7 protein-coding genes are annotated in these 14295 nt (G+C 67.6%); 3 read left to right on the top strand and 4 right to left on the bottom strand.

All coding sequences use genetic code 11. The features are described from left to right. Positions 1 to 147: 147 nt before the first annotated feature. The 3 genes from G6N58_RS15855 to rpoB form a co-directional block, all read right to left on the bottom strand. Positions 148 to 762, bottom strand: a complete 615-nt coding sequence (locus G6N58_RS15855) for a TetR/AcrR family transcriptional regulator (protein WP_068915582.1) — start codon at positions 760 to 762, stop codon at positions 148 to 150. A gap of 332 nt (positions 763 to 1094) precedes the next feature. After that, positions 1095 to 5042, bottom strand: a complete 3948-nt coding sequence (locus tag G6N58_RS15850; protein WP_115278063.1) for a DNA-directed RNA polymerase subunit beta' — start codon at positions 5040 to 5042, stop codon at positions 1095 to 1097. A gap of 35 nt (positions 5043 to 5077) precedes the next feature. After that, positions 5078 to 8584: a DNA-directed RNA polymerase subunit beta gene (rpoB, locus tag G6N58_RS15845; RefSeq protein ID WP_068915566.1), complete on the bottom strand. Its 3507-nt coding sequence runs from the start codon at positions 8582 to 8584 to the stop codon at positions 5078 to 5080. A 463-nt stretch (positions 8585 to 9047) separates the two neighbouring features. On the opposite strand from rpoB, the gene G6N58_RS15840 reads away from it, so the two are divergent. Next, a complete protein-coding gene (locus G6N58_RS15840; RefSeq protein WP_115278064.1) occupies positions 9048 to 9374 on the top strand; it encodes a RedY/HapK family protein in 327 nt (108 codons plus the stop codon). A 6-nt stretch (positions 9375 to 9380) separates the two neighbouring features. Here the strand turns inward: G6N58_RS15840 and G6N58_RS15835 are convergent, their stop codons facing one another. After that, positions 9381 to 9887 (bottom strand): Lrp/AsnC family transcriptional regulator, encoded by a 507-nt coding sequence (locus G6N58_RS15835; RefSeq protein ID WP_115281483.1) that lies wholly within the window; start codon positions 9885 to 9887, stop codon positions 9381 to 9383. 147 nt (positions 9888 to 10034) lie between these two features. Between G6N58_RS15835 and G6N58_RS15830 the strand changes: the two genes are divergently transcribed. Then, on the top strand, positions 10035 to 13502 hold the full coding sequence (locus tag G6N58_RS15830) for an indolepyruvate ferredoxin oxidoreductase family protein (RefSeq protein ID WP_336385835.1): 3468 nt from the start codon (positions 10035 to 10037) through the stop codon (positions 13500 to 13502). A gap of 28 nt (positions 13503 to 13530) precedes the next feature. Next, positions 13531 to 14238 carry a DJ-1/PfpI family protein gene (locus tag G6N58_RS15825; protein WP_115278066.1) on the top strand — a complete coding sequence of 236 codons (708 nt, stop codon included), beginning with the start codon at positions 13531 to 13533 and terminating at the stop codon, positions 14236 to 14238. Positions 14239 to 14295: the final 57 nt, after the last annotated feature.

Below are 14295 nucleotides of genomic sequence, written 5' to 3'. Positions count from 1 at the left end.
GAATTGGCCCGGCGTGCGCGCACACCTACCGTCGAAGCGGCCGCGTGCGCCCATCTGGGCCAGGCACGAGCTACCACGATACCAGGGGCAGCCATGGCGACAAAACCGCTGCCGGAGCGCTTACGCAGGTCAAACCTACCCGCGTTTTCAGCTTCGCCGTTCCAGTCCCGTGGTCAGCCGTAACACCATGTCCGAGAACACCGCGTCGGTGTCGATGTCGTCCATCACGCCCGTCATCTCCAGCAGGACGAACCCGTGCAACGCCGACCAGAACTCCAGCGCCGCGTAGTACGCGTCCTCCCCCTCCAGACCGTACGACATCAGCACATTGATGACGGGCCCGGCCGCCTCCTTGGTGGCCGCGGAGTACTCGGGGTCGTCGCCGCCGAACGGCATCCGGGTGAACGCCGAGTACCGCCCGGGATGGTGGTGGGCGTAGCTGCGGTAGGCCCCGGCCATCACCAGCACGGCGTCTTCACGGACCCGGCCCTCGCCGACGGTGTTGAGCATGCCGATGATGTCGCCGATCACCCGCATCCGGACCGTGCGGCGCAGGTCGTCGAGACTGTGGACGTGGTTGTAGAGCGATGGCCCCTTGGTGCCGAGGTGGTTGGCCAGCGCGTTGATGGTCAGGGCGTCCCAGCCCTCGCGGTCCAGGAAGTTCAGTGCGGCGTTGACGATGATGTCGCGGCTCAGCTTCGCCTGCCGGGCGCCCGCACGCGGCCGGGCGCGCGCCGGCGCCGGGTCTGGCTGTGCTGCCATGAATTGCCCCTCAGGTGAATCGACATGTGTGCCCTACTCAGCCGCAGCGGCGTGTCCCGCAGTAAACCGCACACATGTCACGCCCGAGCCCCCGCACCCCCGCACACATGTGTGCGGTACTCAGCCCCAGCGGCGTGTCCCGCAGTAAACCGCACACATGTCGCGAGCGCCGCCCGTCGCGAGCGCCGAGCCCCAAGCCCCGGGCCCCAGAAGGCAACGAAAAAGCCCCCGCCGAAGCGGGGGCTTTCTCTCGTGCGCCGATAGCGGGGACTATCGCCTCATTGTCCGGCTCCTCAGCGGGGCTCGTTCCTCACCCCACATCGGTCGCCGAACTACCGGTAGTCGGAATACCCGTAATCGTCCAGCGGAACCGCAGCACCGGTGGCCTGGCCGAAGTCCGGGCTGTAGTACTGATCCTCGTAAGACGGGATCGTGTACGCCGCAGCGCGGGCCTCTTCGGTGGGCTGCACCTGGATGTCGCGGTAGCGGGCGATACCGGTACCGGCCGGGATCAGCTTGCCGATGATCACGTTCTCCTTCAGACCCATCAGCTTGTCGCTGCGGCAGTTGATCGCCGCATCGGTCAGCACGCGAGTGGTCTCCTGGAACGACGCCGCCGACAGCCACGAATCCGTGGCCAGCGACGCCTTGGTGATACCCATCAGCACCGGACGGCCGGCGGCGGGCTCGTTGCCCTCCGCCACCACGCGACGGTTCTCCGACTCGAACTCGCTGCGCTCGGTCAGCGATCCGGGCAGGAACTCCGTGGCACCGGAATCGATGATGGTCACCCGGCGCAGCATCTGCCGGACGATCACCTCGATGTGCTTGTCGTGGATCGACACACCCTGGGCGCGGTAGACCTCCTGCACCTCGTTGACGAGGTGCACCTGGACCTGACGCGGGCCCTGCACACGCAGCACCTCGTGCGGGTCGGCCGAACCTTCCATCAGCTGCTGGCCGACCTCGATGTGGTCACCCTCAGCCAACGGACGCTCGGAGCCGTCCTCGTGCTTGAACACGCGCAGACGCTGACGACGCGGCAGCTTGTCGTAGACGACTTCCTCGCCACCATCGTCGGGAACGATGGTGATCTTGTAGAACTTGTCGGTCTCCTCCAAGCGGACCCGCCCGGTGACGTCGGCGATCGGGGCACGGTTGCGCGGAACACGGGCCTCGAACAGCTCCTGCACACGGGGCAGACCACCGGTGATGTCGCCACCGACGCCACCCTGGTGGAAGGTACGCATGGTCAGCTGCGTGCCGGGCTCACCGATGGACTGGGCGGCGACGATGCCGACGGCCTCGCCGATGTCGACCAGCTTGCCGGTGGCCATCGAACGGCCGTAGCAGGTGGCGCAGACGCCGGTGCCGGTGGTGCAGGTCAGCACCGAACGCACCTTGACGTCGGTGATGCCGGCAGCCAGCAGCGCGTCGATGGCCGGGTCGCCCAGGTCATGTCCACGCTCCACCACCACGTTGCCGTTGGCATCCACCGCGTCGGAGGCCAGCGTCCGGGCGAACGCCGAGGTCTCCACGTGCGGATCCCGCAGCAGTGCACCGTCGTCGGTCTTCTCCGCGATGGCGACCATGATGCCGCGTTCGGTGCCGCAGTCGGTCTCGCGGACGATGACGTCCTGCGACACGTCCACCAGACGACGGGTCAGGTAACCCGAGTCGGCGGTACGCAGCGCGGTGTCGGCCAGACCCTTACGTGCACCGTGGGTGTTGATGAAGTACTCCAACACCGTCAGGCCCTCGCGGAACGAGGACTTGATGGGACGCGGGATGTACTCACCCTTCGGGTTGGTCACCAGACCCTTCATGCCGGCCAGGTTGCGCACCTGCGTCATGTTGCCGGTGGCACCCGACTTGGGCAGCAGGGTGATCGGGTTGTCCGCCGGGTAGTACTCCTCCAGCGCCTTACCGACCTCATCGGTGGCTTCCTGCCAGATCTTGACCAGCGCTTCACGCCGCTCGTCGGCCGTCAGGGCACCGCGCTGGTACTTCTTCTCGATCCCGTCGGCTTCGCCTTCGTAGCGATCGAGGATGGCCGCCTTCTGCGGCGGCACCAGCACGTCGGCCATCGAGACCGTGACGCCCGAACGCGTGGCCCAGTAGAAGCCGGCGTCCTTGAGCTTGTCGACGGTCTGCGCGACGACGATCATCGGGTAGCGCTCGGCCAGATCGTTGATGATCGCGGCCTGCACCTTCTTGTGCATCTGCTTGTCGACGAACGGGTAGCTCACCGGCAGCAGTTCGTTGAACATCACGCGGCCCAGCGTGGTGTGCGCGGTCCAGCCGTCGCCCGGCTTCCAGCCCTCCGGGAACAGCTCGGCCTCGACCTCGGCCGGCGGACGCAGCCGCGTCATCCGCACCTTGATCTTGGCGCGCACGCTCAGCGCACCGCGGTCCATCGCCATGATGGCCTCGGCGGGCGAGGAGTACGTCCCGGTCTCCGGGGAGTCGGTGGCCGCGGCGGTGAATTCGCCGAGATCGCCGGGCACCTCGGTGGTGAGGAAGTACAGCCCGGTCACCATGTCCAGACGGGGCATGGCCAGCGGCCGGCCCGACGCGGGCGACAGGATGTTGTTCGACGACAGCATCAGGATGCGCGCCTCGGCCTGCGCCTCCGCCGACAGCGGAAGGTGCACGGCCATCTGGTCACCGTCGAAGTCCGCGTTGAACGCCTCACAGACCAGCGGGTGCAGCTGGATGGCCTTGCCTTCGACCAGCTGCGGCTCGAAGGCCTGGATACCGAGGCGGTGCAGCGTGGGTGCACGGTTGAGCAGCACGGGGTGCTCGCCGATGACCTCTTCGAGGACATCCCACACCTGCGGACGCTGACGCTCGACCATGCGCTTGGCGCTCTTGATGTTCTGCGCGTGGTTCAGGTCCACCAGGCGCTTCATCACGAACGGCTTGAACAGCTCGAGTGCCATCAGCTTCGGCAGACCGCACTGGTGCAGCTTGAGCTGCGGGCCCACCACGATGACCGAACGGCCGGAGTAGTCGACGCGCTTACCGAGCAGGTTCTGACGGAAGCGGCCCTGCTTGCCCTTGAGCAGATCGGACAGCGACTTCAGCGGACGGTTGCCCGGCCCGGTGACCGGACGGCCACGACGGCCGTTGTCGAACAGCGCGTCCACCGACTCCTGAAGCATGCGCTTCTCGTTGTTGACGATGATCTCGGGCGCACCCAGATCGATCAGTCGCTTGAGCCGGTTGTTGCGGTTGATCACACGGCGGTATAGGTCGTTGAGGTCCGAGGTGGCGAAGCGGCCACCGTCGAGCTGGACCATCGGACGCAGCTCCGGCGGGATCACCGGGACGGCGTTGAGCACCATGCCCATGGGCGAGTTGCGGTTGGTCTGGAACGCCGCGACGACCTTCAGGCGCTTGAGGGCGCGAAGCTTCTTCTGGCCCTTGCCGTTCTTGATGGTGTCGCGCAGCGACTCCGCCTCGGCCTCGATGTCGAAGGTCTCGATCAGCTTCTGGATCGACTCCGCACCCATGGCGCCGGTGAAGTACTCGCCGTAGCGGTCGACCAGCTCGCGGTAGAGGTTCTCGTCCACGATGAGCTGCTTGACGGCCAGCTTGGTGAAGGTGGTCCAGATCTCGTCGAGCCGGTCCAGCTCACGCTGGGCCCGGTCACGCAGCTGACGCATCTCGCGCTCGCCGCCGTCGCGCACCTTGCGGCGCACGTCGGACTTGGCTCCTTCGGCCTCCAACTCGGCCAGGTCCGCTTCCAGCTTCTGGGCGCGGGCCTCCAGGTCGGCGTCACGCTGATCGGCGACCGACTTCTTCTCGACGACCATCTCGGCCTCGAGCGTGGAGAGCTCGTTGTGCCGCATCTCCTCGTCGACGCTGGTGATCACGTAGGCGGCGAAGTAGATGATCTTCTCGAGATCCTTCGGCGCCAGGTCCAGCAGGTAGCCCAGACGCGAGGGCACACCCTTGAAGTACCAGATGTGCGTGACGGGCGCGGCCAGCTCGATGTGGCCCATCCGCTCGCGACGCACCTTGGCGCGAGTGACCTCGACGCCGCAGCGCTCGCAGATGATGCCCTTGAAGCGGACGCGCTTGTACTTACCGCAGTAGCACTCCCAGTCGCGAGTCGGTCCGAAGATCTTCTCGCAGAACAGGCCGTCCTTCTCGGGCTTGAGCGTGCGGTAGTTGATGGTCTCCGGCTTCTTGACCTCGCCGTAGGACCAGTTGCGGATGTCGTCCGCGGTCGCGAGACCGATACGGAGTTCATCGAAGAAGTTGACGTCTAGCACGTAACTCCCTTTCCCCTTTCGGGACTAGATAAATATCAGGCGAGATCTTCGACAGAGGCAGATTCGTTGCGCGACAGGTTGATTCCGAGGTTGGCAGCAGCACGCTCCAGGTCCTCGTCATCGCCGTCCCGCATCTCGATTGCCGCGCCGTCCGAAGACAGCACCTCGACGTTCAGGCAGAGCGACTGCAGCTCCTTGAGAAGCACCTTGAACGACTCGGGGATGCCGGGTTCAGGGATGTTCTCGCCCTTGACGATCGCTTCGTACACCTTGACGCGGCCCACCGTGTCGTCGGACTTGATGGTGAGCAGCTCCTGCAGCGTGTAGGCGGCGCCGTAGGCCTGCATGGCCCAGCACTCCATCTCACCGAATCGCTGGCCACCGAACTGCGCCTTACCACCGAGCGGCTGCTGGGTGATCATCGAGTACGGACCGGTGGAGCGGGCGTGGATCTTGTCGTCCACCAGGTGGTGCAGCTTCAGGATGTACATGTAGCCCACCGTCACCGGGTACGGGAACGGTTCGCCACTGCGGCCGTCGAACAACGTCGCCTTGCCGTCGCCGTCGACCATGACGTCGCCGTCACGGTTGGGCAGCGTGGAGCCCAGCAGACCCGTCAGCTCGTTCTCCCGGGTTCCGTCGAACACCGGGGTTGCGGTGTTGGTGTCGGCCGGCGCGCTGTAGAGAGCCTCGGGCAGGTTCGACGCCCACTCCGGAACCCCTTGCGCGACGTCGATGTTCCAGCCGGTCTTGGCCACCCACCCGAGGTGGGTCTCCAGGATCTGGCCGATGTTCATACGACGCGGCACACCGTGGGTGTTCAGGATGATGTCGACCGGGGTGCCGTCGGGCAGGAACGGCATGTCCTCGATGGGCAGGATCTTGCCGATGACGCCCTTGTTGCCGTGGCGTCCGGCGAGCTTGTCGCCGTCGGAGATCTTGCGCTTCTGGGCCACGTAGACGCGGACCAGTTCGTTGACACCGGCGGGCAGCTCGTCGTCGTCCTCGCGGGAGAAGACGCGGATGCCGATGACCTTGCCGGACTCACCGTGGGGCACCTTGAGCGACGTATCGCGGACCTCGCGGGCCTTCTCGCCGAAGATGGCACGCAGCAGACGCTCTTCCGGGGTCAGCTCGGTCTCGCCCTTGGGGGTGACCTTGCCGACCAGGATGTCGCCGTCGCGGACCTCGGCGCCGATGCGGATGATGCCGCGCTCGTCGAGATCGGCCAGCACCTCATCGGAGACGTTCGGGATGTCCCGGGTGATCTCCTCGGCGCCCAGCTTGGTGTCGCGGGCGTCGATCTCGTGCTCCTCGATGTGGATGGACGTCAGGACGTCCTCCTCCACCAGGCGCTGCGAGAGGATGATGGCGTCCTCGTAGTTGTGGCCCTCCCACGGCATGATCGCGACGAGCAGGTTCTTGCCCAGCGCCATCTCACCGTTCTCGGTGCACGGACCGTCGGCCAGCACCTGGCCGGACTCGACGCGCTGCCCGGCGTCCACGATCGGGCGCTGGTTGGCGCACGTGCCGTGGTTGGAGCGGGCGAACTTGCGCATCCGGTAGGTCTGGCGGGTGCCGTCGTCGGCCATCACGGTGATGTAGTCGGCGGAGACCTCCTCGACCACACCGGCCTTCTCGGTGACCACCACGTCGCCGGCGTCGATGGCCGCACGCAGCTCCATGCCGGTACCCACCAGCGGCGCCTCGCTGCGCACCAGCGGAACCGCCTGGCGCTGCATGTTGGCACCCATCAGGGCACGGTTGGCGTCGTCGTGCTCGAGGAACGGAATCATGGCCGTGGCCACCGACACCATCTGGCGCGGCGAGACGTCCATGTAGTCCACCTGGGCAGGCGTGACGAACTCGACTTCGCCGCCCTTACGACGGACCAGGATGCGGTCCTCGGTGAAGGCGCCGTCCTCGGTGGTCGGCGAGTTGGCCTGCGCCACGACGTGGCGGTCCTCCTCGTCGGCGGTGAGGTAGTCGATCTGGTCGGTGACCTTGCCGTCGATGACCTTGCGGTACGGGGTCTCGATGAAGCCGAACGGGTTCACCCGCGCGTACACCGACAGCGAGCCGATCAGGCCGATGTTCGGGCCCTCAGGGGTCTCGATCGGGCACATGCGGCCGTAGTGGCTGGCGTGCACGTCGCGGACCTCGAGGCCGGCGCGCTCACGGGACAGACCACCGGGGCCCAGCGCCGACAGGCGACGCTTGTGGGTCAGACCCGACAGCGGGTTGTTCTGGTCCATGAACTGCGACAGCTGCGAGGTTCCGAAGAACTCCTTGATGGCTGCCACGACGGGACGGATGTTGATCAGGGTCTGCGGCGTGATGGCCTCGACGTCCTGGGTGGTCATCCGCTCGCGGACCACACGCTCCATACGGGACAGGCCGACCCGGATCTGGTTCTGGATCAGCTCACCGACGGTGCGCAGACGGCGGTTGCCGAAGTGGTCGATGTCGTCGACCTCCACCGGCACCTCGACGCCGCCGGGGGCGGTCATCGTGGTCTGGCCCTCGTGCAGACGGACCAGGTACTCGATGGTGGCGACGATGTCCTCTTCGGTCAGCGTCGAGCTGGTGATCGGCTGGCCGGCGTTGAGGCCCAGCTTCTTGTTCACCTTGTACCGGCCCACGCGGGCCAGGTCGTAGCGCTTCTCCTTGAAGAACAGGTTCTCCAGCAGGGTCTGCGCGGACTCCTTGGTGGGGGGCTCGCCCGGACGCAGCTTGCGGTAGATGTCCAGCAGCGCCTCGTCGGTACCGGCGGTGTTGTCCTTCTCCAGCGTGCTCATCATGATCTCGGAGAAGTTGAAGCGCTCCGTGATCTGCTCGTTGGTCCAGCCCAGCGCCTTCAGCAGCACGGTGACCGGCTGGCGACGCTTGCGGTCGATGCGCACACCCACGGTGTCGCGCTTGTCGACGTCGAACTCGAGCCAGGCACCGCGGCCCGGGATGACCTTCACCGAGTGCAGGTCCTTCTCGGTGCCCTTGTCGACGGTGTGGTCGAAGTAGACACCCGGCGAACGGACGAGCTGCGACACGACGACGCGCTCGGTGCCGTTGATGATGAAGGTGCCCTTTTCGGTCATCATCGGGAAGTCACCCATGAAGACCGTCTGGCTCTTGATCTCGCCGGTGTTGTTGTTGATGAACTCGGCCGTGACGAACAGCGGGGCCGCGTACGTCATGTCCTTGTCTTTGCACTCGTCGACCGGCGCCTTGACTTCATCGAAGCGCGGATCCGAGAAGCTCAACGACATCGAGCCGGAGAAGTCCTCGATCGGGGACAGCTCTTCGAGGACCTCTTCGAGGCCACCCTTGGGATCCAGCTCGCCGCGCTCGAGCGCCTTCTCACGCCACCGGTCGGAACCGACCAGCCACTCGAACGATGCGGTCTGCACGTCGAGAAGCCCCGGAACCTCGAGAGGCTCACGGAGCTTGGCGAAAGAAACGCGGTTTGGAGCACCGGGTACGGAGGAATTAGAGCTAATGTTCTGGCGGGAGACTGCCAAGATGCGTCCTTCCAGGCACCTCATGCGGCGAGTCAGATCTCCGGCGAACCGGAGGTCCGATGCCGCGCTATCTGCTTCGGTTTGAGCTGGTTGACAGCTGTCCGGATCACAGACACACGGCACGCGACCAGATCACTGAGCAGAACTCAGGCCAGGTACTACGGTCGGCGCGAAATGTGAGGTGGGCAGGAGGCAGCCAGCGCAACGTCCAACAATAGCGGACACACGCGCATTCCTCAACTAGCCCATTGCAACGCTTCTCAAACGCTGGCTGGCGTCCAAATCTCCTGTTGCAAACATGCTGCGAACAGAGTGGCCCCTCGGCGCTGTTCCGTCAAGAGGTGACGCGGCTGTCAACCGGTCCGGCACCGTGAACTCCGTCGCCGGACGAAACCCCTGCGTCACGCGGCGTTCGGTTCCCCGTCGGCTAAGCAGTCGGCTGGGTATCTCGCTGAGCAACTGGACGAACGTCTGCGATCCTGACCCCATGGGTGCTTCCGACCACGACCTGGTGGCCGTCACGATGTTCGCGCTGCGCCCCGGTGTGCCGTGGGCCGACTTCCAGCGCTTCTCCCTCGAACTCGATCAACCGGCCTGCCGGTCCTGCGCGCAGGTGGTGTCCTTCGAGGTCTACCACGTCACCTCGGCGCCCGACGGCGGCGCTGCCGACGTCGTGGAGGTGCTCCGGGTCCGTGACTGGGCGGCCTGGGAATCGGTGCGCGACGACGACCCGTCCTTCACTCCGGTGCTACAGCGCTTCACCGAGCTGGTGGACCTCGGCACCCTGCGCACCTGGTTCACCCGGGCGGTCTGACCCCGCTCAGATCTCGGGCGCCGGTGTCGCGCGCCCCCATCCCGCCCGCTCGGTCATGGCCTCCAACAGCGGCTGTACGCGGTAGGGCAACGGGGTGGTCAGGGCCAACGTGGTCGACGAGTGCATCACCCCGCCCAGGGACACGATGTCCTCGACCAGGCGCTGCAGGTCGGCCTGGCTGGAGGTGGCCACCCGGACCAGCAGATCCTCCCGGCCGGTGGTCGCGTGCACCTCGAGCACCTCGGGAAAATCGCCGAGCATCCGGGCGATCGCGCTCAGCTCGTTCTGCCGGACCTCCAGTGCGACGAAGGCCTGGACGGCGATTCCCACCGCCGCCAGATCGATGTCAGGCCGGTATCCGCGCAGCACCTTGGTCTCGGTCAGGCGGCGCAACCGGGCCTGCACGGTGTTGCGCGCGATGCCGAGCATGGAGGCCAGTTCTCCGATGCCCACCCGGGCGTCGTCGGTGAGCGCCGCCAGCAGCTTCGCGTCGAGCCGGTCAATGCTGAGCATTGCGGTCACCTCGTAACGTGATGGTCATCACCATCTGATCAGTATGACTAGTTATCGGCCGGATAGTTGAACGTCATCGCGCATCGGACGAGTCTTTGAGTATCAGGATTTGCAGCTGTGCGCTGCCCCGGATGCAAGGGGAACATGATGAGCACTGTCGACGAGATCCAGATCGCACCCGCGGCGCCGGCCGACCCGGACGACCGCTTCCGCGCCGACTCGGGCCCGGTGCTGCTGACCGGGGTACAGGCCATCGCCCGCCTGCTCGTCGAGCAGCACCTGCGCGACGGCCGCGCCGGCCAGCGGTCGGCCACCTTCGTCTCGGGCTACCAGGGCAGCCCGCTGGCCGGTCTGGACACCCTGCTTGCCGGCCTCGGATGGCTGGCCACCGATCACGACGTCCGCCTGGTTCCCGGCCTCAACGAGGAACTGGCCGCGACGTCGGTGTGGGGCAGCCAGTCGGAGCTGCCGGCAGGCACCAGAACCCATGACGGGATCGTGGGGGTCTGGTACGGCAAGGGGCCCGGATTGGACCGTGCCGGGGACGCCATGCGCCATATGACCACCTACGGCATCCACCCGAAGGGCGGGGTGCTCGCCGTCGTCGGCGATGACCCGGCTGCCAAGTCGTCGACGGTTCCGGCTGCCAGCGAGCGCTCCCTGGCCGCGCTGAACATCCCGATCGTGTTTCCCCGCAATGCCGAGGAGGTTGTCCGCTTCGGACTGCACGCGATTGCGCTGTCGCGGGCGTCGGGGTGCCCGGTCGCGATGAAGATGGTGGCCGATGTGGCCGACGGGCTGTGGACCTTCGACACCGACGTCAGCGCCCTGTCCATCAACGTTCCTTCACTGCAGTGGCAGGGGTCGCCCTGGACCTACCGGCAGCGTGTGATGGCCTCGCCGCCCGACAGTGTGCTCGCCGAGGCCGACCTGTACGGCCCGCGGTGGGCGATGGTGCGGGCGTTCGCCGAAGCCAACGAGCTGGACCGCATCGAGGTGGACCCGCCGCACGCCCGGCTGGGCATCGTCGCGGTGGGTACCGCCTACGACGCGGTGCGGGGCGCGCTGGCCGACCTCGGCCTCGACGAGGGCCGGCTGCTGCAGGCAGGCATCCGGATCCTGCGGGTCGGCATGCCCTACCCGTTGAGCGACAGCAAGATCGGTGAGCTCGCCCGCGGGGTCCCCTCGGTGTTGGTGGTCGAGGACAAGGTGAGTTTCGTCGAGGGGCAGGTCAAGGAAGCGCTCTACGGCCTCGCCGCGGCGCCCGCGGTGCTCGGCAAACGGGACGCCGAGGGCAGGCCCCTGGTACCCGCGGACGGCGAGCTGACCGCCGCACGCCTGGCCCCGGTGCTGCGCCGGGCACTGAGCGGGCTCGTCGACCTGCCGGCCCCGGCGCGGGCCCCGATCCCACTGACGGTGCTGCCGGCCAAACGCACGCCCTACTTCTGCTCGGGCTGCCCGCACAACCGCTCCACCGCCGTGCCTGCCGGTTCGCTGGCCGGTGGGGGCATCGGCTGCCACACCCTGGTGACACTCTCGGAGCGCGCCGACTCACACGTCACCGGGCTGACGCAGATGGGCGGCGAGGGTGCGCAGTGGATCGGCCAGGCACCGTTCACCGACGTCGGGCACATCTTCCAGAACATCGGCGACGGCACCTACTTCCATTCCGGTCAGCTCGCGCTGCAGGCCTGCGTGGCCGCCGGGGTGAACATCACCTACAAGCTGCTCTTCAACGGCGCGGTCGCCATGACCGGCGCCCAGGACGCGCAGGGGGGCCTGTCGGTTCCCGAGCTCACCCACAAACTGGCCGCCGAGGGGGTCGCCAAGGTCATCGTCTGCGCCGACGAGCCCGAACGGCACCGGGGGGCGCGGCTGGCCGAGGGCGCCGTGGTGTGGCACCGCGACCGGCTCGACGAGGCGCAACGACTGCTGCGCGACGTCCCCGGCGTCACCGTGCTGATCTACGACCAGCAGTGCGCCGCGGACGCACGCCGCAAGCGCAAGCGCGGCCAGCTGCCGGTGCGCCGCACCCGCGTGGTGATCAACGAGGCGGTCTGCGAAGGCTGCGGTGACTGCGGCGTGAAGTCCAACTGCCTGTCCGTGCAGCCGGTGGACACCGAGTTCGGCCGCAAGACCCGCATCGATCAGACCGGCTGCAACACCGACTACAGCTGCCTCGACGGTGAGTGCCCGTCCTTCGTGACCGTCGAGATGCCGGAGCGGCCGGTGGCCTCGACCCGCACCACTACCACGCCGCCGAAGGTCGCCGAGCCTGAATTGCCTTCGGTGGAGCAACCTTTCAACGTGTTCCTGGCCGGCATCGGCGGCACCGGGATCGTCACGGTCAACCAGGTGCTGGGCACCGCCGCGCTGCGGGCCGGACTGCACGTGCAGGGTCTTGATCAGACCGGGCTGAGCCAGAAGGCGGGTCCGGTGACCTCCCATCTGCGGATCGGGCGCACCCCCTCCCCCACCTCGAACCGGGTCAGCCCAGGCTCCGCGGACTGCGTGCTGGCGTTCGACCTGCTGGCCGCTGCCGACGCCAAGAACCTGGCGCTGGCCTCGGCCGATCGCACCAGCGTCGTCGCGTCCACCAGCCAGACGCCGACGGGCGCCATGGTGTATGACGCCGCCACCAGTTACCCGTCCACCGCCGAGCTGCTCGACCGCCTGCAGTCGGTGTCCCGCAGCACCCTCACGATGGACGCGCTGGCCGCCGCGGAGGCACTGTTCGGCAACACCACCACCGCCAACTTCCTGTTGGTGGGGGCCGCGTATCAGCGTGGGGCGCTGCCTATTCCGGAGTCGGCGATCCTGGACGCCATCACGTTCAACGGCGCCGCGGTGGCGGCCAACCAGGCGGCCTTCCAGTGGGGCCGCGTCGCGGTGGCCGACCCGGCGGCGTTCGCGGCGGCCACCACGGCCCCCACTGTCACGCCGCCGACCCTGGCCGCCGACCACCCGTTGCTGCGCGGCACCGGGTTCACCGGCCAGACCGCGGACCTGGTCCGTCGTCGCGCCGCCGAGCTCGTCGCGTTCCAGAGCGCCGCGGTGGCCGCCGACTACATCCGGGTGGTGGCCGATGCGTGGCGTGCCGAGCGCGCCCTGGGTGAGGACAGCGCCTACAGCGCCGCGGTCGCCCGGGGTCTGTTCAAGCTGACCGCTTACAAGGACGAGTACGAAGTCGCGCGGTTGCTGACCGAACCGGCCTTCCTGGACCAGGTGCGCGCCGCGGTCCCCGGCGCAGAGAACCTCACCTACAAGCTGCACCCGCCCACGCTCAAAGCGCTCGGCCGCGACCGCAAGATCGGCCTGCGCCCCGGCACGCACGCCGCACTGCGACTGCTCAAGCATGGAAAGCGGCTGCGCGGAACACCTTTGGACCCGTTCGGGCACACCGCCATGCGTCGCCTGGAGCGCACGCTGCTGGCGCACTACCGCGGAATGATCGCGGACGCCACGGCAGGGCTGAGCGCCGAGACCCGCGACCGTGCCGTCGCGCTGGCCGAGGCCGCCGACCTGGTGCGCGGTTACGAGGACGTCAAGCTGCGCAGTGTCGATACCTACCGGAGCAGGCTGCAGGCGCTGGGGGTCAGCGGCACACCGTTCTGAGCCGCCGCCGTGGTGTTGACTGAGAACCATGTCCACTGACACCCCGACGACGACGTTCGTGGCCCTGCTCTTCCCCGACATCACGCAGCTGGATCTGACCGGACCGGTTCAGGTGTTCTCCCGGCTGCCCGGCGCCCGGATCGAACTGGCCTGGCACACCCTCGATCCGGTGCCCAGTGACGCGGGATTCTCGATCATGCCCACCACCACCTTCGACGACGCCCCCCAGGCCGACATCGTGATGGTGCCCGGCGGCCAGGGTGCCTTCGAACTGCTCGACGACGAAGTGGCGCTGGATTTCGTACGACGCCAGGCCGCCGATGCCCGCTACGTGACGAGTGTGTGCACCGGGGCCTTTGTCCTGGCCGCGGCGGGACTGCTCACCGGGCGCCGTGCCACCACGCACTGGGCGTCACATCCGATGCTGGACATCCTGGGCGTCCAACCGGTCCATGAGCGCGTGGTGCGCGACGGCAACGTCTTCACCGGCGGTGGTGTCACCAGCGGGATCGATTTCGCCCTGACCGTGGCCGCTGAGTTGGCCGGCCCTGCCGAGGCCGCCAAGATCCAGCTGGCGCTCGAATACGATCCGCAGCCGCCGATGCGGGCGGGGTCCCCGTCCGGCGCGGACACCGACCCGGCGGTGGTCGAGGCCATCCGCGCCGACGCCTGGCGCAGGCGCGAGCCGGTGGTCCGCCGCGCCGCCGCACGGCTCGGGCCGAAGTCGGTCGACTGAGCGCAGCCTGGGTGCAGCGCACCCAGGAGAGCTGCACCGTGCCCGGCCTCTTCCGGC

This window comes from Mycolicibacterium tokaiense (genome assembly GCF_010725885.1).
Lineage (GTDB): Bacteria > Actinomycetota > Actinomycetes > Mycobacteriales > Mycobacteriaceae > Mycobacterium > Mycobacterium tokaiense.
This window is presented reverse-complemented; position numbering and strand designations above follow the sequence as displayed.